Origin of the sequence: Blastococcus sp. LR1, assembly GCF_020166105.1 — a bacterium.
GTDB lineage: Bacteria > Actinomycetota > Actinomycetes > Mycobacteriales > Geodermatophilaceae > Blastococcus.
The window spans coordinates 681128-702296 of the sequence record NZ_JAIUJY010000001.1 but is presented as its reverse complement, the minus strand read 5'-3'; the positions used below and the strand labels follow the sequence as shown (position 1 = coordinate 702296).

28 protein-coding genes are annotated in these 21169 nt (G+C 69.1%); 17 read left to right on the top strand and 11 right to left on the bottom strand.

Annotation, left to right across the window (positions count from 1 at the left end):
* The first annotated feature begins 93 nt into the window (after window positions 1-93).
* Window positions 94-1782 carry a bifunctional UDP-sugar hydrolase/5'-nucleotidase gene (locus LBW97_RS03485; protein WP_224498004.1) on the top strand — a complete coding sequence of 563 codons (1689 nt, stop codon included), beginning with the start codon at window positions 94-96 and terminating at the stop codon, window positions 1780-1782.
* A 564-nt stretch (window positions 1783-2346) separates the two neighbouring features.
* Here LBW97_RS03485 and LBW97_RS03480 read toward each other — a convergent pair.
* Entirely contained in the window at window positions 2347-2766 is a 420-nt protein-coding gene (locus tag LBW97_RS03480) for an Asp23/Gls24 family envelope stress response protein (RefSeq protein ID WP_224498003.1), read from the bottom strand.
* A 230-nt stretch (window positions 2767-2996) separates the two neighbouring features.
* On the bottom strand, window positions 2997-3575 hold the full coding sequence (locus LBW97_RS03475; RefSeq protein ID WP_224498002.1) for an RNA polymerase sigma factor: 579 nt from the start codon (window positions 3573-3575) through the stop codon (window positions 2997-2999).
* A 158-nt stretch (window positions 3576-3733) separates the two neighbouring features.
* Here LBW97_RS03475 and LBW97_RS03470 point away from each other — a divergent pair, with 158 nt between their 5' ends.
* From LBW97_RS03470 to LBW97_RS03425, 10 genes are all read left to right on the top strand, one after another.
* Entirely contained in the window at window positions 3734-4195 is a 462-nt protein-coding gene (locus LBW97_RS03470) for an Asp23/Gls24 family envelope stress response protein (RefSeq protein WP_135145344.1), read from the top strand.
* On the top strand, window positions 4192-4569 hold the full coding sequence (locus tag LBW97_RS03465; protein ID WP_224498001.1) for a hypothetical protein: 378 nt from the start codon (window positions 4192-4194) through the stop codon (window positions 4567-4569). The genes LBW97_RS03470 and LBW97_RS03465 overlap by 4 nt, the downstream gene beginning before the upstream one ends.
* Window positions 4569-4808: a hypothetical protein gene (locus LBW97_RS03460; protein WP_224498000.1), complete on the top strand. Its 240-nt coding sequence runs from the start codon at window positions 4569-4571 to the stop codon at window positions 4806-4808. The genes LBW97_RS03465 and LBW97_RS03460 overlap by 1 nt, the downstream gene beginning before the upstream one ends.
* 34 nt (window positions 4809-4842) lie before the next feature.
* Complete coding sequence (locus LBW97_RS03455; protein ID WP_113801753.1) at window positions 4843-5022, top strand: hypothetical protein; 180 nt, start codon at window positions 4843-4845, stop codon at window positions 5020-5022.
* Window positions 5019-5465 carry an Asp23/Gls24 family envelope stress response protein gene (locus LBW97_RS03450; protein WP_224497999.1) on the top strand — a complete coding sequence of 149 codons (447 nt, stop codon included), beginning with the start codon at window positions 5019-5021 and terminating at the stop codon, window positions 5463-5465. Before LBW97_RS03455 ends, LBW97_RS03450 begins: the two co-directional genes overlap by 4 nt.
* A 25-nt stretch (window positions 5466-5490) precedes the next feature.
* The gene (locus tag LBW97_RS03445) at window positions 5491-6021 is read left to right on the top strand and encodes a DUF6286 domain-containing protein (protein WP_224497998.1); all 531 of its coding nucleotides are present in this window, start codon (window positions 5491-5493) and stop codon (window positions 6019-6021) included.
* On the top strand, window positions 6018-6590 hold the full coding sequence (gene amaP, locus LBW97_RS03440; protein WP_224497997.1) for an alkaline shock response membrane anchor protein AmaP: 573 nt from the start codon (window positions 6018-6020) through the stop codon (window positions 6588-6590). Before LBW97_RS03445 ends, amaP begins: the two co-directional genes overlap by 4 nt.
* A 140-nt stretch (window positions 6591-6730) precedes the next feature.
* The gene (locus tag LBW97_RS03435; protein ID WP_224497996.1) at window positions 6731-6928 is read left to right on the top strand and encodes a hypothetical protein; all 198 of its coding nucleotides are present in this window, start codon (window positions 6731-6733) and stop codon (window positions 6926-6928) included.
* A 133-nt stretch (window positions 6929-7061) separates the two neighbouring features.
* Entirely contained in the window at window positions 7062-7334 is a 273-nt protein-coding gene (locus tag LBW97_RS03430; protein ID WP_224497995.1) for a GlsB/YeaQ/YmgE family stress response membrane protein, read from the top strand.
* 45 nt (window positions 7335-7379) lie between these two features.
* Window positions 7380-7703, top strand: coding sequence for a hypothetical protein (locus LBW97_RS03425; RefSeq protein WP_224497994.1), 324 nt, complete (start codon window positions 7380-7382; stop codon window positions 7701-7703).
* 632 nt (window positions 7704-8335) lie between these two features.
* On the opposite strand, the gene LBW97_RS03420 is transcribed toward LBW97_RS03425, so the two are convergent.
* The 4 genes from LBW97_RS03420 to LBW97_RS03405 all read right to left on the bottom strand — a co-directional run bounded on the left by LBW97_RS03420 (window position 8336) and on the right by LBW97_RS03405 (window position 12748).
* Window positions 8336-8878: a hypothetical protein gene (locus tag LBW97_RS03420; protein ID WP_224497993.1), complete on the bottom strand. Its 543-nt coding sequence runs from the start codon at window positions 8876-8878 to the stop codon at window positions 8336-8338.
* Between the two features lie 314 nt (window positions 8879-9192).
* Window positions 9193-10803: a transaldolase gene (tal, locus tag LBW97_RS03415; protein WP_224497992.1), complete on the bottom strand. Its 1611-nt coding sequence runs from the start codon at window positions 10801-10803 to the stop codon at window positions 9193-9195.
* Window positions 10757-11392, bottom strand: coding sequence for a hypothetical protein (locus tag LBW97_RS03410; RefSeq protein ID WP_224497991.1), 636 nt, complete (start codon window positions 11390-11392; stop codon window positions 10757-10759). The genes tal and LBW97_RS03410 overlap by 47 nt, the downstream gene beginning before the upstream one ends.
* A gap of 534 nt (window positions 11393-11926) precedes the next feature.
* Window positions 11927-12748 carry a DUF2382 domain-containing protein gene (locus LBW97_RS03405; protein ID WP_224497990.1) on the bottom strand — a complete coding sequence of 274 codons (822 nt, stop codon included), beginning with the start codon at window positions 12746-12748 and terminating at the stop codon, window positions 11927-11929.
* A gap of 449 nt (window positions 12749-13197) precedes the next feature.
* Between LBW97_RS03405 and LBW97_RS03400 the strand changes: the two genes are divergently transcribed.
* Window positions 13198-13860, top strand: coding sequence for a TetR/AcrR family transcriptional regulator C-terminal domain-containing protein (locus LBW97_RS03400; protein WP_224497989.1), 663 nt, complete (start codon window positions 13198-13200; stop codon window positions 13858-13860).
* Window positions 13861-14276: 416 nt separating this feature from the next.
* Here LBW97_RS03400 and LBW97_RS03395 read toward each other — a convergent pair whose 3' ends face one another.
* On the bottom strand, window positions 14277-14738 hold the full coding sequence (locus LBW97_RS03395) for a MarR family winged helix-turn-helix transcriptional regulator (RefSeq protein WP_224497988.1): 462 nt from the start codon (window positions 14736-14738) through the stop codon (window positions 14277-14279).
* Window positions 14739-14976: 238 nt separating this feature from the next.
* On the opposite strand from LBW97_RS03395, the gene LBW97_RS03390 reads away from it, so the two are divergent.
* The 3 genes from LBW97_RS03390 (at window position 14977) to LBW97_RS03380 (ending at window position 16565) form a co-directional block, all read left to right on the top strand.
* Window positions 14977-15513, top strand: coding sequence for a hypothetical protein (locus LBW97_RS03390; protein ID WP_224497987.1), 537 nt, complete (start codon window positions 14977-14979; stop codon window positions 15511-15513).
* A gap of 27 nt (window positions 15514-15540) precedes the next feature.
* Window positions 15541-16011 (top strand): hypothetical protein, encoded by a 471-nt coding sequence (locus LBW97_RS03385; protein ID WP_224497986.1) that lies wholly within the window; start codon window positions 15541-15543, stop codon window positions 16009-16011.
* 287 nt (window positions 16012-16298) lie between these two features.
* The gene (locus LBW97_RS03380) at window positions 16299-16565 is read left to right on the top strand and encodes an ANTAR domain-containing protein (RefSeq protein WP_224497985.1); all 267 of its coding nucleotides are present in this window, start codon (window positions 16299-16301) and stop codon (window positions 16563-16565) included.
* A 3-nt stretch (window positions 16566-16568) separates the two neighbouring features.
* Here LBW97_RS03380 and LBW97_RS03375 read toward each other — a convergent pair whose 3' ends face one another.
* Window positions 16569-17774, bottom strand: coding sequence for a PP2C family protein-serine/threonine phosphatase (locus tag LBW97_RS03375; protein WP_224497984.1), 1206 nt, complete (start codon window positions 17772-17774; stop codon window positions 16569-16571).
* A gap of 94 nt (window positions 17775-17868) precedes the next feature.
* On the opposite strand from LBW97_RS03375, the gene LBW97_RS03370 reads away from it, so the two are divergent.
* Window positions 17869-18102, top strand: coding sequence for a hypothetical protein (locus tag LBW97_RS03370; protein ID WP_224497983.1), 234 nt, complete (start codon window positions 17869-17871; stop codon window positions 18100-18102).
* Here LBW97_RS03370 and LBW97_RS03365 read toward each other — a convergent pair.
* Window positions 18090-18545, bottom strand: coding sequence for a MarR family winged helix-turn-helix transcriptional regulator (locus LBW97_RS03365; protein ID WP_224497982.1), 456 nt, complete (start codon window positions 18543-18545; stop codon window positions 18090-18092). The genes LBW97_RS03370 and LBW97_RS03365 overlap by 13 nt on opposite strands.
* A gap of 147 nt (window positions 18546-18692) precedes the next feature.
* Here LBW97_RS03365 and LBW97_RS03360 point away from each other — a divergent pair, with 147 nt between their 5' ends.
* Window positions 18693-18974, top strand: a complete 282-nt coding sequence (locus LBW97_RS03360; RefSeq protein ID WP_224497981.1) for a hypothetical protein — start codon at window positions 18693-18695, stop codon at window positions 18972-18974.
* 461 nt (window positions 18975-19435) lie between these two features.
* On the opposite strand, the gene LBW97_RS03355 is transcribed toward LBW97_RS03360, so the two are convergent.
* The gene (locus LBW97_RS03355; protein ID WP_224497980.1) at window positions 19436-19831 is read right to left on the bottom strand and encodes an STAS domain-containing protein; all 396 of its coding nucleotides are present in this window, start codon (window positions 19829-19831) and stop codon (window positions 19436-19438) included.
* Between the two features lie 174 nt (window positions 19832-20005).
* Entirely contained in the window at window positions 20006-20881 is an 876-nt protein-coding gene (locus LBW97_RS03350) for a GGDEF domain-containing protein (protein ID WP_224497979.1), read from the bottom strand.
* Window positions 20882-21169 lie beyond the last annotated feature (288 nt).

Sequence of the window (21169 nt, the reverse complement as noted above, 5' to 3'; positions counted from 1 at the left end):
CACGGTCCTCCGGGGTTCATCTGCTCCTTGCCGGAAGTGCACGGAGCGCTCCTAGCGTCGCGAGCGCCCCTGCTTCTCCCCGAGGAGATCCGTATGAGGAAGCGCCACCTCGCGGCCCTAGGCGCCACCGCTTGCCTGTCTGCCGTCGCCGTCGCCGTCGCCGTCGTGGTCCCCGCACCGGCGTCGGCGGAGCCGAGGCCGGTGAAGGTCCAGCTGCTGGCCTTCAACGACTTCCACGGGGCCCTCGAGCCGCCGACGGGCTCCGGCGGACGAGTCGCGTCCCCTGACAGCAGAGTCGACGCCGGCGGCCTCGCGTACCTCGCCACCCACCACCGCGCGCTCGAGGCCGAGAACGAGAACAACACCCTGACCATCAGCAACGGCGACCTGATCGGCGGGAGCCCCCTCCTGTCGGCTCTGTTCCGCGACGAGCCGACCGTGGACGCGATGGACCAGCTGGGCCTGGACATCGCCACCGTCGGCAACCACGAATTCGACGAAGGCGTCGACGAACTGCGCCGGATCGTCGACGGCGGTGCGTGCCACCCCGACGACGGCTGCCTGGACGGTGACGGCTGGAACGGCTCCGACGCCGACTGGCTCGCCGCCAACGTCGTCGACCGGCAGAGCCGGGAGCCGATCCTGCCGCCGTACCGGGTCTACACGTTCCAGGGCGTGGAGCTGGGCGTGATCGGGCTGACTCTCGACGAGACGCCCTCTCTCGTCTCCGCGGCGGGCATCACCGACGTCGAGTTCTCCGACGAGGTCGCGACGATCAACCGGTACGTCGCCGAACTGCGCGCCGACGGCGTCGAGGCGATCGTCGTGTCGCTGCACGAAGGCGGCTCGGCCGGCGCCGACGCCAACGGCTGCACCGGTCCGACGGGGCCTGCGTTCGACATCGCCGGAGCGATCGACGACGCGGTCGACGTCGTCCTCACGGGGCACTCCCACAGAGGGTTCGTGTGCGAGGTCGACGGAAAGCTGGTCGCCCAGGGGCTGTCGAACGGCCGTCTGATCACCGACGTCGACCTGACCATCGACCGTCGCGGCGGGGACGTCGTGACCAGCACCGCCGAGAACGTCGTCGTCACCCGGGACGTCCCGGCCGATCCGCAGGCACAGGCGCTCGTCGACCGGTACGCCGAGATCGCCCGGCCGATCGCCGACGAGCCGGTCGGCGCGGTCGCCGAGGAGATCGTTCGCACCCGGGAGGCGCTGGCCGGTGGCCTGAGCGGGGAGTCCCCACTGGTCGACCTGATCGCCGACGCCCAGCTCGCGGCGACCGACGACGAGGCCAGTGCCGTCGCAGCCTTCACGAACCCCGGCGGGGTGCGGGCCGACCTGACCTTCGCCTCATCCGCCGCCGGTGAGGGCGACGGGGTCGTCACCTACGGCGAGGCCTTCACGGTGCAGCCGTTCGACAACCTGCTCACCACGCTGGACCTGACCGGTCGGCAGCTGTACGCGCTGCTCGACCAGCAGTTCGAGGTCGACAGCGTGCTGGCCCCATCCGGCACGGTGGCCTACACGGTCACCGCTGCCGGCAGCGGAGTCGTGCCCGGTTCCCTGACCATCGACGGCGAGGCCGTCGTCCTCGATCAGACCTACCGGATCACGGTGAACAGCTTCCTGGCCGGCGGCGGCGACGGCTTCACGGTTCTGACCGAAGGCACGAACCCGGTCGACCAGCCCGGCGTCGAGGTCGACGCACTGGTGACGTACCTGTCCGGCGAGCCGGTCGCCGCTCCGGAGACCGACCGCATCAGCCTCGGCACCTGATCCTCGCAATAGCGACGCCGCCACCGGTCCTCGTCGGGCCGTGGGTGGAGCGGGTGACCGGGATCGAACCGGCATGGCCAGCTTGGAAGGCTTGAGCTGTTGGCTGGATCTCGGCTGGTCAGCATCGGCGCGGGTGGATCCCGTGCCTTTCGTGTGCCTTTAACCACGAGCGCACCAAGGGCACTCTCGGCTGCTCATCACTCTGCACCGTCCGCCGACGCCGTCGGCGCGAGCACGGCCTCGTCACGAGAAGGGCGGGGTCCGGCGAACACCTACCGGCGACGGCGGTTTCGCAACCAGCTCCGAAGCACCATGCGACGACAGGCTGATGAAGGTGGTTGCGTGTTACACGCCTCCCTCGATCCGGCAAGGTTGCCTCCAGCGCTCGTCGTGGCGCCGTCCGGGCCGGTGCTGTCGAGGCCGGCGGTCAGGGCGACCACATGGTGGGCGGACCTGCTGACGTCGGCGCAGGGCCCGCTGGAGCGTCAGGTCGCCTGAACCTGATGAGCGGTCGCCCGTCACTGCTCCTTGGAGACGATGTGGCCGGCGCTGGGGGGCGCGTTCTTAGGTCTCCGTAGGAGGCGATGCGAGGACGTCGATGACGATGACGTTCACCTCGCTGGTGGTCAACCCGGTGTGCGCCACGAGGTGCTCGATGATCCGGCTCCGAACCGCCTGCGCGACGTGCGCGATGGGAACGCCGTAGTCGACGGCGATCTGGACGTCGATGATGACGTGCGAGCCCGCGACTCCGACGTCGGTGGCAGGTTCTCCCGCGGCGCCGGCGATCTCGGTGGGGGAGGGCGACTGTCCGGCCCGGGTCTCGGGGCGACCGTTGCCGAGGGCGACCGAGACGTGCGGAACGGACTCGGCGGCCAGTCGTGCGACGGCGCCGACGACGCGTGCCGCGATGCGGGTCTGCCCGGTCGGGTCGGTCAGGACGGCGTGCCAGGCGTTGCGGGACAGTTCGCGGATCTGTGCCATGACTTCCTGCAGCAGGCTGGCCGGTGCGCGGACGTCTTCCGCTGCCAGTTCGGTGACGGGGGCCCACAGGTCGGCCAGCGCCGCCAGGGCGGCCCGGCAATGCGGACAGCTGCGTTGGTGTGCCGGGTCACGGGGGTGAGCATGCTCGGCCACCTGGGTGAGCAGATCGTCGACGCCTACGCCGCAGGGCAGGCGGTCGTCGTCTGCTCTGTTGCTCGGGGACACGGGAGTCACCTCCATTCCTGGAGCCGGGACAGCAGGGTCTTGCGTCCACGATGCGCCCTCACCTTGGCTGCTGTCTCGGAGATGCCGAGAATGCGCCCCGTTTCAGCGTGTGTGTAACCGCCGAAGACGGTCAGGACAAGTGGCGCGCGTTGGTCGAAAGGTAGCGACAGCACCGCGGCGCGGACGGCGTCCCTGCGCTGAGCACGCACGGCCAGGTCCTCGGTTGCCGGCGCCTGAGGCAGGCCACGGTCGGATCCCGGATCGTCGGGCAGGGGGACGGTGAGCTTGCGAGCGCGCAGCACGTTGTGGCAGCGGTTGATCAGAATGCGCGTGACCCACGTCGAGAACTTCGCGTCGCCGCGGAAGCCATCCAGGTGCTGCCAAGCCTGCAGGAGGGACTCCTGCACGGCCTCCTGAGCGTCTGCAGGATGCCCCACCAGGCGCAGCGCCACGCGGTAGAGCCGGTCTTGATGCGCGCGGACGAGCGATGCGAAGGCGTCCTCGTTGCCCTGCGCAGCCAGCGCGACCCAGTGCTCTTCCATCGGATTGGTGTGGTCGGCGGCGGGCTCTGCCTCTCGGGTCACCGGTGAAGCTCTCGCTTCCGCGGAGCTTTTTTCGCCATCTGCTGTAACCCTTCCCATCCAGTTGTGTCCAACTGGTGTAAGTCGGCGACCCGAGGGCACGACCGGGCCGCCCGTCGGTTTACGACGTTATCTCCCATCACGGAAGAAGAGGTCACCCAGTGACGCAGTCCCCGAGCTCCAGCACCTCCGCGTCGTCGAGCGCGGTCACCCAGGCGTCGCCGTCGGCTCTGCAGACCAGCCAGGGCACCACCACCGTCGCCGACAACGTCGTCCAGAAGATCGCCGGCCTGGCTGCGCGCGAGGTGTCCGGCGTCTACGCTCTCGGCGGCGGCGCGGCACGCACCCTCGGCGCGCTCCGCGAGCGCATCCCGGGCGCCACGCAGTCGGCCGGTCAGGGCGTTTCGGTCGAGGTCGGGGAGAAGCAGGCAGCGGTCGACCTGGACCTGGTCACCGAGTACGGCGCCCCCATCGCCGATGTCGCCCGGTCGGTCCGGCGAAACGTCATCGCGTCGGTCGAGGGAATGACCGGTCTGCAGGTCACCGAGGTCAACATCTCGGTCAACGACATCCACCTGCCGTCCGACGACGAGGGCTCCCAGGAGCCTCCGCGGGTCCAGTGACCTCAGCATCCAGTGGTTCGGCCGCGATCGCGGCGATGTCGGAGGCCGAGCTTGCCGACGCCATCGCCGCTGCCGCGGTCGCCTGCCCCGCCGTCGCGTCGCTGTCCCGCGGCAGCGGCCTGCGGAACGTCGCCACATACCTACCGGGGCGTCGGGTCGACGGGGTGCGGATCGAACCCAACCGCGTGCTGGTGTCGGTCGTGGCCGTCCAGGGCGTTCCGATCATCGCGATCGCCGACCAGGTGCGTCGCGCGGTCGAGCCGCTCGTGGCCGGACAGCCGGTAGACGTGCACGTCGCGGACCTCCAGCTGCCCGAAGAACAGCCGCCGGCCCTGCCCCCCGGGCCGTCCGGTGTGGGGGTTCCGCAGGCCTGATGCCTGAGACCACCGACCCGGAGGAGCGTCGCCGACGACGGGCGCTGCTCCGCGCGCACCATCCCGACCTCGGGGGCGATCCGTCCGAGTTCCTCCGGGTCATGGCGGAGCTCGAGGGGCGAGCCCGCAGAGCAGGCCCCCGGCCGGCGGACGACGTCCGCTTCGTCCGCCGGCCCCGGGGTCTCGCCAGGATCGCAGCCTGGTACCACCGTCGCCGCAGACCACGGCGCGTCGTCTGAACTGCCCTGAACCCGTCTTGTCCTGGAGGTTGCCATGCCACCCACCGTCGTGGGTCTGTTCACCGGTCTGCTGCTCGGTCTCGCCTGGGTCATCGGCGGCTTCGACGCCTTCGTCGGAACCGCGGTGCTCGGTGTCATCGGCTTCGTGATCGGCAAGGTGGTGTCCGGTCAGCTCGACCTCACGCCCTACCTCGGTGGGCGCGGTCCGCGGTGAGCAGCGCCGTCACACTTCCCCCCGATGGCCCGCAGGCCACCTCCGGGCCGGACGAACACGGCGCCGCCCTCCCGGAGCTCGGCGACCCCGCCGAGCGGGGCACCCTCGAGATCGCCGACCGTGTCGTCGAGCGAGTCGCCGGCTATGCAGTCACGCAGGTCGAGGGTGCGACCGCCGCTCCACGCCGGGTGCTCGGCATCAACGTCGGGGACGCCCGCCCGGACAAGGAGGCGTCCGTCGACGCCCGCGTCGACGGGCACACCGCCACGGTCGACGCGACCGTGGCGATCGGCTGGCCCGCCTCGGTCCGCACCGTGGCCAGCCGGGTGCGCGAGCGGGTCCGCAAGGATGTCGAGCACATCACCGGCGTCCGGGTTGCCCACGTCGACATCGACGTCGTCAGCCTGAGCACGCCCTCCGCCCATCGGCGACGCGTCCAGTGAGCCCCGACTCGACCAAGGAGTGTCCATGTCCATCGTGAACCGGGTCATCGCGACGGTGCTGGCGCTGGCGCTCCTCCTCGGCGGCCTCCTCGCCGTCGTGGAGATCGTCCTGGCCGCCCTGGGGCGTCCGTACTCGCTGGTCCCCCACCCGATGTGGAGCACATGGCTGGGTGAACAGTCCTTCACCGACGGCGTCGTCCGCGCCGTCCTCATCGGTCTGATCATCATCGGGCTGCTCCTGCTGGTGGTCGCCCTCCGCCGCGGCAAGCCCGGCTCTCTCACCCTGCCGGGTCGCACCGACGGGGTCCGCGTCACCGCCTCGCGCCGCGGTATCGAGCGATCCCTGTCCACCGCCGCGCGTCGAGCTGACGGCGTGAAGAGCGCCAGCGCCAAGGCCGGACGTCGCATCGTGCGGGTGAAGGCAGCCACCGCCATGCGCTCCCCGCAAGAGCTGCAGCAGCCGGTCACCGCAGCCGTGACCGAGCGGCTCGGCGAGCTCGGGCTGTCCGACGTCCTCCGTCCGCGCGTCACCGTCTCTGGAAAGTCCTCGCGATGAGCTCACGTGTCAATGGCGTCAACCGCACGATCCTGGCGTTGCTGGGGTTGCTCCTGCTCGCTGCCGGCGGGCTCGGGCTGGCCCTGGGTTTTGGGGCCTTCGGCGATGGCGATCAGCCCGTTCTGCCGCAGCCCGTGCGCGACTTCGCCCGGAACCAGCCGTGGTTCTGGTGGGCCGTCGCCGCCGTCTGCCTCCTGCTGGCCCTGCTCGGACTCCGATGGCTGCTGGCCCAGCTGCACACAGACCGGATCGGGCGCCTGGAGCTGACCACCGACGACCGCGACGGACTCACAACCGTCCACACCAGTGCGCTCGCCGATGCCGTGGAGGCCGAGGCCGAGAGCCTGCGCGGCGTTGCCGGGGCATCTGCGCACGTGCTCGACCGAGGGGGTCGACGGGTCGCCCTTGCCGTGGACCTGACCGACTACGCCGACATCGCCGAGGTCCGGCAGGCCCTGGAGGACCGGTTGGTCAGCAACATGCGCCAGGCTCTGGACGACCCGCAGCTGCCGGTCGACATCGAGCTCCGGCCCAGTCGGACCCGGTCGGGTGGACGAGGCCTCCTCTGACCCGCGATCCCGGCTGTAGGACGCCCTGCCCGGAACGGGAACCGGAGAATCTGCCTTCAACTGGGTGACAACTCGGCGAGTCGTGGGCATTGGCGTTTACGTCGTATCCGCGCGCCTGCCACCGCTTGCCAGGAGTTCTCATGCAGATTCCCAAGGACCAGATCCTCGAGTTCCTCCGCTCTAACGGGGACAGCGCCAAGGCCGACCAGGCCAGCAGTGAACTCCCCGCTCAGGTTGACACCGATAAGGACGCCGGGCTGCTCAGCGAGTTCGGCATCGACCTGAAGCAGCTGCTCGGCGGTCTCGGCGGTGGGTTGGGCGGCAAGCTCGGGCTCTAATCGCCGGCACTTGCACTACCGCCGGCGCGCTGCCGGCGAGCAGTCTGCGCGCCGGAGACATGGCGTGCGAAAAGTCATCACCCGTTGACCGGGCACTCGTCGAAGCCGTCCCGGTGCATCCCCAGGAGACATCATGATCTGGAACTTTATCGTTCTGCTCGTCATCGGCCTCGTCGCCGGCCTCATCGCCCGAGCGGTCATCCCCGGCAAGCAGGACCTCAGCATCGCCATGACCATCGTGCTGGGCGTCATCGGTTCGCTGGTCGGCAACCTGCTCGGGGGCCTCATCAGCGGTCGAGGCTTCGAACTCGGCACCGCCGGATGGATCGGCTCCATCATCGGCGCCATCGTGGTGCTCGGCGTCTACGTCGCCGTCACTGGGCGACGAGGCGCGCGATCCCGCTGACCACCGGTCTGAAGAACCCGAGACTGCGCCGGAGCTGACGAGCCCGTGACGGCCCTCGTGACGATGGCACTCTTCGCCCTGGCCGCTCTGCTCTCGGCGTATGCCGCACCGATCATGGTCCAGGCCAGAAAGATGCAGCCTTCCGAGGACGTCGCGGTGGAGACCGCGTCGTTGGGGCTGAGCCTGGCGGCCTCGGGTGCGGTCGCCGCGATGTCCGGGGCAGCGATATTGTCTTCCGGCGAACTGTCGCCCGCGGGAATCGCACCGTTCATGCTTGCCGTGCTGGCGGTGGGGCTGCCGATCTCGATCAGCGTCTTCAGGACCGGCTCTGCGCGAGAAATGGGTGAGGATGGCCCTGCGGGCGATTGAGGATCAGCTGCACCACCGGGTCCTGGCTCTCGTCGACGCTCCGTCGGATCGAGCCATGCCGGCCGACGGCCTCCGTCCGACGTGATTCCGCTACGAGGCGGAAGTCGCCGCACTTCTGTGTGCTTCTCCGGCCGGTTGCCACCGAGCTCGTCCTGGCGCTGGCTCCCCTCGGTGGCCTTCCGCTGGCGCGCTGGGCTGCGGTGCGTCACGCCTCGAAATTCGGTTGAGATCCGCTTGCCCAGGCCCGAGACGAAGTTGACTTCGCGGGTTGATGCGCGGCAGCAGCAGGACGCCCACGTCGAGCCAGACCTGACCGGCTTCCTGCGGCTTCGCAGAGTGGGCCTCACGACCGTGAGCCAGCGCGACCCGATCACCCAGATGTGAGAGGCAGCACCACGACAACACCAGCGGAGCAGAACCCCAGAGCTACCGATGGAAGCGACGTCTCTCCAGGGTTGAGCGGCGATGCCGAGGCTGATACCTCGGGGGTCACCTTGACCACGGAGGACGACTCCCAGGTCGACGACTTGCCCGCTGGGCCTGACAACGCCTGACCTGGTCCACACGAGCGGCAGCGGGTGGTCCCCATCTTGGGGAGCACCCGCTGCCGCTATGAGTGTGTCAGGCCGCCGTCAGTCGGCCAGGGTGACGGACGTCTTATCAACCTCGAGGTGGTGGCCTTGGGCGTCGAGCTGAGCGGCGCCTTCTGCCACTTCGAGACCCACCTGCTGGGCGAAACCGGGGGAGTGGGCGACGACGGTGCCTTGGAAGTCCACCGTGTCGCCTTCCTGCACCTGGTAGGGCGACTCGCCGCTGCCGGTCAGCTGGACCCAGATCCGCTCCGTGTCGGAGGTGCCCACCCAGAATCCTTCGTCGGCCGGCACCGACAGCACCTGCACCGCGCTGCCTTGGGCCGGCTGTCCCGAGACCTGTGCCAGGGCGGGGGCCGGATCGGCGCCTGCGGTCAACGGCAGCACGGAGGTGTCGCCGGCGGTGATGGTGCCGGGTTGGCCGCTCGCGCCGCCGTCGTTCGGGCTTGCGGTGCTCAATCCGCTGCGGGAGGTGCTGCCGGACTCGGGAGACGTGGACGCGCTGCTACCCGCGCCCGCGGACGAGCCGCTGGTGTCGGAGTCGCCGTCGTCGCCGCACTGACTGAGCAGCAGCGAACCGATCACGACTGCAGCGAGGAGGAGCAGCAGCGGAAGGAGCCAGCCGGCCCGTCTCCGTGTCGGCTTTCGGCCGCCGACCGGGGTGGCGCCAGCCTGCGGGCCGGTGGTGGGAGGGGGTGTTGAGGGCATGTGTCAGCTCCGAGTCTAGGTGTCTTGGCAACGGCCGCGGGGGATGCGCGGACGGTGATGTGGGTCGAACGTCGGTGATTCAGCCGAGCGACCCCGTGTCGCCCAGGTGGCCCGGGAGTTCCTGCAGCGAGTCGACCCGCAGTTGCTGGCTGAGTTCGCGGCGGAAGGCGGTATCTGGCCTGGCGGCTCTCCTAGTCCCGGATGAGTTCGTCGCGCTTGGCCGCGACGCCGGCCATGAGCTCATCGAAGGACGCGACGAACTCCTCCACGCCCTCCTGCTCCAGCACCGCGGTCAGGTCGTCGTAGTCGACGCCGGCCTCGGTGAACGCCTCCAGCGTGTGGCGGGCGCCGTCGACATCGGCGGTCAGCGTCTCCGCGACCTTGCCGTGGTCGAGGAAGGCCTCGGCTGTGTCGCGAGCCAGGCAGGTCACCGTCTGCGGGCCGACCAGCTCCTCGGCGTAGCGGACGTCGTGGTGGACCGTGTTCTCCACCCCGGTAGACGCCCACAGGCAGCGCTGGGGCGAGGCACCGGCGGCTGCCAGGTCATCCCATACCGCGCCGGTGAACAGCAGCAGATACGTCTGGTAGGCGAGCTTGGCGGTGGCGATGGCCAGCGTGCCCTTGAGGTGTTCGTGGCTGCCGAGGTCGTCGAGCCAGCGGTCGGCCTCGGTGTCGACCCGGGACACGAAGAAGGAGGCGACCGACGCCACTGACTGCAGATCCCCACCGGCCGACTGCAGCTTGCGGAGCCCACGTATGTAGGCGTGCGCGGCGGCCCGGTGACGGTCCAAGGAGAAGAGCAGGGTGACGTTGACCGGAATGCCGACGGCGATGGTCTCCTCGACGGCGGCAAGCCCCTCTTCCGTGCCCGGGATCTCGATCAACAGGTTGGGCCGGTCGATGAGCCGGTGCAGCCGGACCGCCTCGGCAACGGTGGCTTCGGTGTCGTGCGCCAGGTGCGGATCAATTCTCAGGGAGACCCAGCCGTCCCGCGTCTGATCGCTGCGGGTGTGCACTCCGGCCAAGGCGTCGCAGGCCGCGCGGATGTCGTCGGTGGCCAGCGCCAGGAACACCTCCTTGAGGTCGGTCTCGGCGGCGAGCACGTCGCGCAGCTGCTTGTCGTAGGCGTCTCCCTCGGCGATCGCGGTGTGGAAGGTCGTCGGGTTCGAGGTGAGCCCGGTGACCCCGCGGTCCAGCAGCGTTGCGAGATCGCCGTCTTGGACGAATCGGCGGGACAGGTGGTCGATCCAGGTGCTCTGGCCGGTTTCTGCCAGGCGCTGCAGCGAGGTGCTCACGCGGCTCTCTTCGTCGTCTTCGGCGTCGACCGGGTGCCGGTCTCGGCGGATGCGCGTCGGCGGGTCGATACCGATGGAGGATGGAGGCAACGAGCTGTCCGGCGTTCGTTCGTCCATCGGCTCGTGGGGGGCGTCCGTCATGGGGACGTACAGGTAATTGCCGAGCTGATCGCGCGCCGGCCGGTGTGAGCGGGGCTGGCGGACCAGGCGATACAGCGCTGACGCGGCGCCGACCGGCAGCTCGACATAGGCGGGCGGTTCCGGATCGATCACCTGCCATTGCTGGCCGTGAGCCGGGCCGCTGTAGGCCCGGGCCTCGTGGCCACGGTCCCAGCTGTCCGGACCACGGATGACGTTGCCTGAGGGCTCGCCGTCGGAGTTCGACATCGTCGCTCTTCCCACTGGGACGCCCGTCGGACCGCTCGAGGAGATCGGTCCGACGGGCGTCGGCCGGCTGCGCTCAGGCGCCGAAGCCGGCGCGGTCGACCTTGCGGTGGTAGCGCTCACCGAGCTTGCCGCCGAGGATGGCGCCGAGCAGCGTGATCAGCAGGGCGACGATGCCGGCGATGATGCCGGCGGTGGTGAGGGTGTCGCCGCTGACCGGGATGGTGGGCAGGTTGAGCTGGGAGAGCACGTTGTACTCCGAGCCGAGCAGGGCACCGGCGATGGTCAGGGCGGCGACGATGAGCAGCCCGATCAACCAGACGGCGAGTCCCTGCTTGAGGCCGTCGAAGCGGGCCATCCGACCGGCGACGTAGCCGCCGGCGAGGTAGGCCAGGAAGAGGACGACGGCCAGGGCGATGCCTCCGGCGATGCCGATGGTGTCGGCCTGGTCGGTCGCACGCTCGGCGGCCTGGTCGGCGGAGGAGATCTGGGTGAGGCCGAAGGCAATGCCGGCCGCCGACAAGATGGCGAGCAGGATGACGGCCAGGCCGTTCGCCGAGAGCCAGCCGAAGAAGGCCGCTCCCCACTTGATGCCACCGTAGCGGTCGTGCTGGGCATCGACGGCGTCACGGGCGGCGCCGCGGGTGGCATGCGCCCCCTCGGTGGAGGCGGTGGCGTCGAGATCGGATCGCGTGCGGTCGTGGTCGGGCATGGTTGCTCCTGAGTGCGGTGGGGGCGGGTCGGCGGGCACCGGGGCTGGATGTCCGCCGGCCCGGTCGTGCAGAACTGCTGGGGTCATCGCTGCTAGCCCGTGTCGCCGCCGTTGGGGCGGCTCCGGCTTCACTGATGGTGCGGGTGGCTCCGTCGTGCCACTGGGGTCTCGGGTGCGGACGCCATCGACCGGTGCGGTCCCGCGAGATTCGGCGTCGGCGCGGGGCGCCGCTGCCTCCCCTCGACCACAGTGGTCTCTCAGCGCTGACGCCTCGGGCGATGCCGCCGCCGCCCACAGCCACGACGATGACGCCGACGATCGCGACCAGGATGGTGTGAAGGACCGGGTTGACCAGCTTCTGCGCGAGCGCGAGCTGGTCGAGCGCGGCAACAACACCCAGGGCGACGATCACGGCCGAGACGGCGTCGGCCAGCACCTAGCCGACGCTGGAGATCCGAGCCCAACCGATCGTGTTGCAGGGAGCCGTCGGGGAGCCAGACGGAGAGGACGTCTCCGTCTGGCTCCAGCGGTGACTCAGCGGTTGCGGTCGACCGCGTCGGTGTCCAGCTCGATCTGCTCCTTGCGCACCGTTTCGCTGACCTGCTGCTGCTCGGTCACCGTGTCGACGTCAAGGCGCACGCGCTCCACCGGCACGGCCTCCTTCTGCACGACCGGACGCTCGGCGTGCAGCACCACCTCGTGCTCCTCCTCGGAGATCGCGGGGCCATCCATCGCGTTGCCGACGTTGGCGTCGGTGATCGGCTCCCGTTCCAGCCGCACCTCTTCGCGCGACACGGGCACGTTGACGGTCTGGTTCTCGGTGACCACGTACTTGCGCAGCCGCGCCTTGCCCGTCTCCACCCGCTGGGTGCCGACCTTGAGCTGCTCCTCGGAGCGGGTCATCGCGTCGTCGGTGGTGAGGCCGGAGGTGTCATGGCCGACCGTGCGGCCCTGGACGTCGTCGAACACGCCGTCGCCGTCGGCGTCGCGGCGCTCAGGTCGGTCGCTCCTGCCGGCGGCCAGGCCGGTGTCGGGCTGGGGGCCGCCGAGCCCGTAGTAGCGGTAGAGCTCGGCCTCCTCCTCCGGGGACAGGTGACCGCTTTCGTCATCGACGCGGGGAGCGTCCTTGACCTTCGCCTTCTCGTACGGGAAGCGGAGCTGGTCGCCGGAGAAGTCGGCCTGGGCCAGCGGGATGAAGGTTTCCCTGGTGCCGAACAGGCCGGTGTTCACCGTCGCCCATTCCGGCTGCCCGGTCTCGTCGTCGAGGTAGACCTCGCCGACCTTGCCCAGCTTGCCGCCGTCGCTGGCGACCGCGGTGCTGCCGATGACCTGGCTGATCTGCTGTTCGGTGATCATGAGACTCCTCGCGGGCTTACTTGGGACAGGGAGATGCGCCGCGCAACCCTGTGCAAGGTGACGCCGGGGGCGCTGCAAGCGGCCTGGGAATCAAGCCGCGGGCACTCAACTGCCCCTCTGCTTACGGGGTAAACATGGCGATCATCGGCCTCGCAGCGTAGGGGCCGGACCCGGATGGCTGGGTCTCTCAACCGGTGATGGGGGCTGGCGGCGTTCTGCGCGAGGTGAGGGCTGCATGGTCGGTGACGTCCTCACGAGGCGGGCAGCGGCCAGCATCGGGAAGACTGGGCGCCTTGGCTGCAGAGGAACCAGACGGGCGACGTGGAGGTTCTGTGAGCGGATCAGACGGTTTCGTGGATCCAGATACCCCAGAGGCGCGTGGCGGGGCGGCTGCGACCATCCCGGCGGCACCACCGGGAGCTGGGCGAACCTCGTTGGATCGGAGGCGGGTGCTGGGAGCGGCGCTCGCGTTCATCGATGAGAACGGCCTCGACGCCTTGACGATGCGCGGTCTGGGCGCCTACCTCGGCGTGGAGGGCATGGCGCTGTATCGCCACGTCTCGGGCCGGGACGCACTGCTCGACGGGGTGGTGGAAACCGTCATCGACGAGCTCTACGGAGACCCGGACGTCCACCTGCGGCCGACGCACGGCTGGCAGGACTTCCTGCAGCGCCTCGCTCACGGTTTGCGGCGCATCGCGCTGGCCCATCCCGCGGTCTTCCCGCTGATCGCCACGAGGCCACCGGCGGCCCCCTGGGTCCGCCCTCCGCTGCGCAGCCTGCGCTGGGTGGAGTCTTTCCTCGATGCGCTCGCCGAGCACGGGTTCACCGACGAGTCTGCGGTGGCCGCCTACCGGGCTTATACCAGCTTCCTTCTCGGTCACCTCCTGCTGGAGGTGTCCCAGTTGGGCGTTCCGATCAGCTCGCGGGATAAGGAGGCTGCCGAGCAGGAGTCGACCACGGATCTGAGCGAGTACCCCCACCTTCTGCGGGTGGAACCGCTCCTGTCCCAGGATGAGTCCGCAGCCGAGTTCGAGGAGTCTCTGGAGAACCTTCTCGACCGCCTCGAGCGGTTGCTGCAGTCCCAGCGTTCTGACCGACGGCGTCGCTGACGCCTCGCGGTGCCACCGACACCAGCGTGAAGGTCCGGCAGCTCAGCTGGATCGCTGGCGAGCCCGTCGAGGCGGGCACCCGCAGACTGCAGTTGGTGCTCCACCAAAGGGTGTGGAAGAGGTCCTCACCCTCGACCCCGGCGAAGCGGACAAGCAGCGGGCCCTGGCCGACACCGGCACCGTGCACCACGACATCGAGCACCGGATGCTGCTCAGCGCGCCGTCCGCCGGCAGCTGTTGGTCGATCGTCGCGGGGCCGGGGGCACGTCTCCCGCGCCCTGGTGCCGTCGTCCTGGGGCTGGTCGGCTGGTGCTCCAGGACACGCCGGCGACGGCGGTCTCGGTCAGTGCCGAGCGACTTGCTCGGCGACGATGGGTGGCTGGACTATAAGACGAAGCACCCAACCTGAGCCAGAGCTAGACGCGACTGGTGGACATCGGGCGGCCCATGCGCTGGGCGATGTTCTCCAAGACGGACTTGAGCTCGGCGAACTCGGCGACGGTCATGCCCAGCTCGTCGATCATCATCTGCGAGAGCGAGCACGAGGGGTCCTGGAGGGCGCGGCCGGCGTCCGTGAGTCGCACCAAGACCAGCCGCTCGTCGTCAGTGGAACGGTGCCTAGTGACCAGGCCGAGCGTTTCGAGGCGCTTCACGAGCGGGGACATCGTGCCCGAGTCCAGACCCAGCCGGGCGCCGAGCCCGTTGACGGACATGCCGTCGGTCTCCCACAGCGCCATCAACGCCAGCCACTGAGGGTAGGTGATGCCCAGGTCATCGAGCATCGGGCGGTAGCGAGCGGTCACCGCCCTGGAAGCTGCATACAGCGCGAAGCAGATCTGGTCGTCGAGGAGCGTGCTCGGCTGCGGGACCGTGTCCATGGGGCCAGTCAAGGGCACAAAGGTTGTGCGCTAGCGAAATCGGACGCGTCGCGTTGCCCCTGGTGCAGGTGGGGCAAACGGCCTCAGAGGGGCAGCTCCCTCCAAAGGGTGATCAGCGCACGCCGGAAATTCCTCAAGCGACTCACATGTGTGCCGATGTCTTGTGTACGAGAGAACCATTCTGGTTCCGAAACTCCGACCACCACGGACGGTGGTCGACCAAGGAATGGAGACCGCCATGTGCGACTGCACCCACACCCACGTCAAGCCCGCCCACCGCAACCGCAAGCGCGCCGGCGTCATCTTCTCCACCAGCGTGCTGCTCATCGGTGGCGGCGTCGCCTGGGCAGCCTGGACGACCAGTGGAACCGGTGCTGCCACGGCGCAGGCCACCACCGCCGACAGCCTGGTCGTCGGCCCGGGGACCCCGATTGGCACGCTCTACCCCAAGCCCGCCGGGGGCTACGGCAACGGCGCTGTCGGCGCCGTGCACACCACGGTGTCCAACCCCAACGCTTATCCAGTGCGGATCACGCAGGCCACTGTCGGCGCGATCACGATCACCCCGGTCAGTGGTAAGACCTGCACCGCCGGAAGCGTCATCGCCTCGACCCCCGGTCCGATGACGCTTACCGCGCCCATCAGCCTCGCGGCCAACTCCGCTCCCACAGCCGTGGACATCCCAGGCGCGATCGAGATGATCTCCTCCGCCGAGGACGGTTGCCAGGGCGCCTCAATCAGCCTGACGCTGACGCTTACCGCGGCGTCGGCCTGACGGCATCACCGACCGAGAGGCCCTCCCGTGCTGGCCCGTCTCGCGAGCCTGCTGCTCGCCGCCTCCGCCGCGCTCGTGCTTGGCGTCACGCCCTCGGCGGAGGCGGCCTGGGCCACGACCGGCGTCGGTCCGGCCACCCAGAAGGCCATGGCCATGCCGACCGGCACCACCCCGGTGAGCGTCACCGGCGTCAGCCTTGGAGTGGTCGGACGCGCCTACACGATCACCTGGCCCACCGCCTGGCTTCAGTCCGGCCGGCCCGCCACCGGCTACATCATCAGCCGCAACTCCAGCCTCCTCGGCTTGGCCCTGCTCTCCGGCGGTAGCTGTGCCGGCCTGTTCACCGGTAACCGCTACGTGCCCGCGGACACCATGGCGGCCACTCAGAGCTGCACCGACGAATCACTGGTCACCCTCGGAACCGTCCGCTACTCGGTCACCCCCGTCTACGGCAACTGGCGCGGACAGCCGTCGGATTGGACCCCGACTTTCAACTGACAGCGCAGGAGGGAGTTACGCGTGACGCGCGCTCGACGCCATGGCAGTCGCCAAGCGGCGTCGCTGAGAGAAGCGCGTGAGCGGAGGTGAGCGCTGGGCGCCCCCCGTGACGCCCCTGACCGCCGGTTAGACGGTCGACCGCGATGGCGGTCGCGACGGCGATGGCGCGAAGCCACGCGGACGAATTCTTGGCAGCGCCGCCAGATCGTGAGCTCTACACCCCGAAGTCATCACACATTCAGCATCGACGTCAGGTCTCCTGACGCCGCATCGGGCACAATCCCATCGTGGCTGGTCAAGATGCGCCCTTGGTGGAGGGCGAGCTGGCCCGCGTCGTCGCTGAGCTCGAAGCCACTCGGGCTGAACTTGCCTCGTGCAACGAGGCGCTGAAGTCGTGCCGCCGTATCGGGATCGCGATGGGCATCCTGATGGAGCGTTACAAGTTGACCGATCAGCGGGCCTTCGAGTTGCTCCGTCGCACGAGTCAGCGGCGGAACGTCAAGCTGCGCGACATCGCCTACCAGTTCACCCTTACCGGGTCGTTGGAGCGATAAAAGCTATGCCGCGGCGGGCCCGAGGCCGGCGAGCTGCCGCTCGGTGCCGGTCCGCCACTCCAGCAGCACGATGCTCGCGTCGTCCTGCAGGTGGTCTGCCTGGTGGTCGAGCACGCGGCGCATGAGCCGGCGCAAGGTCTCCGGTGCCGGGTCGCCGTCGGCGGCGGCGCGGTCGATGAAGTCGGCCAGCCGGTCCTCGCCGAAGAACTCCCCGTCCGGCGAGCGAGCTTCGACGATGCCGTCGGTGTAGAGGACGACCCGGTCGCCCGGGTGGAGCTGGGTCACGCAGACGTCTGGCTTGCGGACCTGAAGCCCCAGGGGCGGGTGCGGCTTGCACTGACCGGGGTCCAGCAGGGCGCCGTTGCGGACGATGAGCGGCGCGGGGTGGCCGGCGTTGACCCATCGCAACTGGCCGGTGTCCAGGTGCAGGCGGGCGATCGCGGCGGTCGCGAATCGGCTGCCGGTGAACTCGCCGGCGATGACGCCGTCCATGGTGGCGGCGATGTCGGGCAGGTCCCATGCGTTGCGGCGGGCGTGGCGGTAGGCGCCGACCGCGGCCGAGGCCAGCAGAGCGGCGGGTAGGCCGTGGCCGACCGCGTCGAGCACCATCAGGTCTGCCGTGGGACCGTTGACGGCGTAGTCGAAGGTGTCCCCGCCGATGTCGTAGGCCGGCTCCAGTGCGCCGGCGATCACGACGCGGTCGGTGGCGAAGGTCAGTGGCGGCAGCAGGTCCCACTGAATTTCGGCGGCCAGGCTGAGGGTCTTGCGGCGGCGCAGCTGGGCAAAGATATCGGTGTACTGGCCGCTGACAACGAGTAGCTCGGCGATTAGGCCCGCGAACGCCCGCAGTCGGCCCTCGAGTTCTGGCGTGAGGTCGGCGACCAGCATCTCGACGACGCCCACGCGCTGCACACCATCGACCAGGGGCATCCACAGTCGGCGTACGCGGGGGTTGATGCGGGTGGACTGCACCTCTACCCGGCGGAACGCCCTGCCGCCGACCGTGCCGTCGACGGTGAGCTCCTGCCGGACCGGCACGCCTTCGCCACGGATGGGCTGCAGAAGGAGCTGCTCGTAGTCGGTGAGGTAGATGACGGTCTCGGCAGCGCCGAGCTCGCGGGCGCGACGCGAAACTACCGCTGACAGTTGGTCGGGAGCCAGCAGGTGGCTGTCGTCGAGCAGGGCCTGCAGTGGGTCCGCGTCCGTCACGACGGGCAACGTATCCAGATCCATGGCGGGCCACATCATGGCGCCACATCCGATCACTTCTGCGGGATGCGACGTTGCTCACTACCGTGAGGGCGTGTCTCTGTACCGGCTCGTAGCCCTCGAGCGGACTCATCCTGTGCTGTTCGACGCTGACGACGACGAAGCGGCGGAGCGGCACGCGCGCCACGCTGCATGCCAGCTTCCTGTGCCGCCTCAGGGCCGCTTCCCGACGTTCCTGCTCGAGCGGGAGGATGAGACCCGGTGGCGGGTGGTGCGCGCCTGGGTGCCCGAAGCGGGCATCATCCCGCTGCGCGGTTACGGATCCTGAGACTTGCTGGGGCCGGTCGCGACGGCCGGTAGGCCGGCCAGCAGTGTGTGCAGCTGCTTGACGACCTCGGCGTCGGCCAACTGCTCCTCCAGCTTGAGAAGGACGACGTACCCGTCCTGGGCCAGCCGAACGCCGCGCTGGGTGACGCAAACCAGCCGACCACCGCGACGTGCGGGGTCGTCGAGCATCTCCAGCAGCCCGAGCCGGATCAGGCCCTGGACGAGGTCGGAGGTGGCCTGCCTGGTGTTGCCCAGTCGCCGCGCGAGCTCGGCGGGAGGGACGGGGAAGTCGCTGAGGTGAGCGAAGACGGCGGTCTGTGCTGCTGACAGCTTCGGCCAGCCGCGTCGTTCGAGTTCTGCGCGGGACTGCTCGTCGAACCAGCGACTGGCCAGAAGGAGCAGTCGCGCGAGTGGGGGCCGTGCGCCGAATCGCCGTGCCGTCATCTTTCCCACCATAAGCATCCGTGACGAAAAAGCCTTCTCGGGTCACGAATTGCCCGGTCAGAGGCCTCGTGTGTCATGTAACCTGACACGCGTTCCACGTATCGGTTGTGGGCAACGTAATTGCCACTGGGGGATGGGAGCGCGGCCGTGGGGCTGTACCGGCTCGTTGACGATAAGGACAGTGAACTGTTCGCGTTCGAGGCGGACGACGAGGCGAAGGCTGCCCGCAAGGCCCGGGACTGGATGCGCGGGCGCACAGGTGTCGCCGCGGTGTTCACCCTGCAGCGGGGCGATGTGGGTGCCTGGGCCGGGATACGCACGTGGGTTCCCCGTCCGCAGAAGCCGGTGTGGCAAGAGCCGAATGCCTGGTCGGACGGCAGGGTCGCCAAGAAGTCTGGTGCCGCGCCGCCGTCCACTGAAGCCCTCTGACCTTCATGTCGGTTCCGGATCTGTGGTCCTCGGCTGTCAGTCGCATACGTAACGAGGCGGCCGCCATCGCTGAGCTCCGGGTGGGGCTCCGCGCTGCGGCCGAGGCGTTGGCCGCGGCCGGGCTACCGCGGGACCTCCCCGACGTGGACGCATGGTTGCTCGCCGGCGGGCCCGAGGAAAACAGCCTCGCATTGACCGAGCGTGGACGGCTGTTGGTCTTGCAGCGCTGTGCATGGGTGGAGTGCCAGTCGGCACGTCAGCTCGCGGGAGCACTCGAGCGAGCGGCCGACCGGTACGTGAACGACTCCAACTAGGTGGCCGTGGGGCGCGGCGGGTGGTGGTCGGCGTATCGAATTCGGCACCAACTCCTCGCTCAGCTCCATCGCTAACCAGTGACTGCTCTCGCGTCGGCGCGTCGTGCGCCTTCGGATCGCAGCGACGAGGCGGCCGGGGCTCGTGCACTACGGAGCAGTCTTCGTCTCACTCCCGCAGGGTGCGGCGGTGGACGGCGTCGGGCGACTGGTCGACATGGCGTCCGGCTCGCCGAGGCGTCGAACAGTTGTGGTCACCGCTTCGAGAAGATGGCGGTCGAGGCGCAGGCGGGTCAACTCGTGCCGGAGCGACGTCGATGCCCCTGCGAGGGTCATTCGCCGGTTATGTCGAAGAGCTCGGCGGTAGGCGGTGCCGATTGAGCGAACCCCGACGAGGTCGCACGCGTCGAGTTCGGTTGCATCGACGAGCCACTCGGCGTTGCCCTGCAACAACAGGATTGTGATGGCGTCATGGAAAAGGAATGTGGTGCTGCGGATGAGTGAGCCGGCCAATTGCAGTCGACCGACGGTCAGATCGATGTGCACCCCGAGGAGCGTTGACTCGGGGCGAATTTCTTCAGCTGCGGACACGGGGTGCAAGGGCATATGGCGACCTCAGCGCAGCTGCCGGGTCGCCACGGAGTATTCGATGCGCGGGCCACTGCGTGTATACGGTGAACAGGCCAGGGATTCGACCGTGCCTCAGTTTATCCGCAGCTGTCACACCTTGCCAGCCGAACCGGTTCCGTATTGGGGTGCAGAACTCTCGGTGCAGGGCAAGCCCCAGCTGTTTGGGTCCATAGCGCCGTGCACATGAAGCCCTGCACGTGTGCGCTTCGCGTGATACATAGCGGCGTCGGCTTGTCGCAGCAGTGCCGTAGCGCGAGCCGATGGCCGCTCGGGACGAGACGTCTGGTCCGTCGCCTCTGGCGCGTCGTCTCCGGTCACGCGCGCGACTCCCACGCTGGCGCCGATGGTCACGCGAAGGTCGTCCACCGCGTAGGGCTGCCGAACGACGTCGACGAGGCGGCGTGCTATATCCGCCACCAACACGAGGCTCGGTTCTGGGAGCACGACGACGAACTCATCGCCGCCGAGCCGCCCGACCCGGGCATCGGCGCGCAACTCTCCGGACAGGCGCAAGGCAACCGCAACCAGAACCTGATCGCCCACGTGATGGCCGAAGCTGTCGTTGACCGCTTTGAATCCATCGAGGTCGATGAGCAATGCAGCTCCGCGCCAGGATGGGTCCGTTCCCGTCAGGACCTCTTCGAGGTGAGAGATGATCTCCGACCGGTTATAGAGGCCAGTCAGAGGATCGTGGGTTGCGCGATGTCGCAGCTCCGCGACCGCAGATTGCCGCTCCGCAGCCTGACTCTTGAGGTCCTTTGCGCGTCGAAGACCGAAGATAAGCATGAAGGCGTGCGCGCCGGCGATCACGAGAACGACGTCGTCGCCGAGTGGGAAGTGCGCGGCGGACCAGGTAGTGATGCGCGCAGGCAGGTCGAGAATGACGCTCAGGCAGCTAAGCACTCCCGTCGCCAGTGCTACCGCTCCTGCGTCACGGCGTACGCGTTGCTGAATCGGGTCGATCATGTGGCGATCTGTCGTGGGGGTGCGACGCAGCGTTCGTCGACCACCTTGCCCACCTCCAGCGCTCGTTTCTTCTCGAACTTTGAAGATCGGCTCTGGCCGTTCACTACTTGAGCCCGTTGCCCCAGCGGAGGCACCCGCTCGGCATCGAGTGCTCTGATCAACCGCGCGCGACCACGCGTCACGCCACTGAAGGAGAAGCACGCCTGGTGGAGCTCCCGCGCTGGATCAGGACAACGTGGTTGCACACGCGCGTTCGAGGCCGCGCCGAATCGGAGCGGTGGCTCATGA

What these genes read in the sequence shown, in the direction of transcription:
- LBW97_RS03410 (WP_224497991.1), bottom strand. Translation starts at nt 11,392, where the DNA reads ATGCCCGACCACGACCGCACGCGATCCGATCTCGACGCCACCGCCTCC.
- LBW97_RS03460 (WP_224498000.1), top strand. Translation starts at nt 4,569, where the DNA reads ATGCCTGAGACCACCGACCCGGAGGAGCGTCGCCGACGACGGGCGCTG.
- LBW97_RS03365 (WP_224497982.1), bottom strand. Translation starts at nt 18,545, where the DNA reads ATGACGGCACGGCGATTCGGCGCACGGCCCCCACTCGCGCGACTGCTC.
- LBW97_RS03485 (WP_224498004.1), top strand. Translation starts at nt 94, where the DNA reads ATGAGGAAGCGCCACCTCGCGGCCCTAGGCGCCACCGCTTGCCTGTCT.
- LBW97_RS03480 (WP_224498003.1), bottom strand. Translation starts at nt 2,766, where the DNA reads ATGGCACAGATCCGCGAACTGTCCCGCAACGCCTGGCACGCCGTCCTG.
- LBW97_RS03405 (WP_224497990.1), bottom strand. Translation starts at nt 12,748, where the DNA reads ATGATCACCGAACAGCAGATCAGCCAGGTCATCGGCAGCACCGCGGTC.
- LBW97_RS03435 (WP_224497996.1), top strand. Translation starts at nt 6,731, where the DNA reads ATGCAGATTCCCAAGGACCAGATCCTCGAGTTCCTCCGCTCTAACGGG.
- LBW97_RS03430 (WP_224497995.1), top strand. Translation starts at nt 7,062, where the DNA reads ATGATCTGGAACTTTATCGTTCTGCTCGTCATCGGCCTCGTCGCCGGC.
- LBW97_RS03350 (WP_224497979.1), bottom strand. Translation starts at nt 20,881, where the DNA reads ATGATCGACCCGATTCAGCAACGCGTACGCCGTGACGCAGGAGCGGTA.
- LBW97_RS03455 (WP_113801753.1), top strand. Translation starts at nt 4,843, where the DNA reads ATGCCACCCACCGTCGTGGGTCTGTTCACCGGTCTGCTGCTCGGTCTC.
- LBW97_RS03445 (WP_224497998.1), top strand. Translation starts at nt 5,491, where the DNA reads ATGTCCATCGTGAACCGGGTCATCGCGACGGTGCTGGCGCTGGCGCTC.
- amaP (WP_224497997.1), top strand. Translation starts at nt 6,018, where the DNA reads ATGAGCTCACGTGTCAATGGCGTCAACCGCACGATCCTGGCGTTGCTG.
- LBW97_RS03390 (WP_224497987.1), top strand. Translation starts at nt 14,977, where the DNA reads ATGTGCGACTGCACCCACACCCACGTCAAGCCCGCCCACCGCAACCGC.
- LBW97_RS03395 (WP_224497988.1), bottom strand. Translation starts at nt 14,738, where the DNA reads ATGGACACGGTCCCGCAGCCGAGCACGCTCCTCGACGACCAGATCTGC.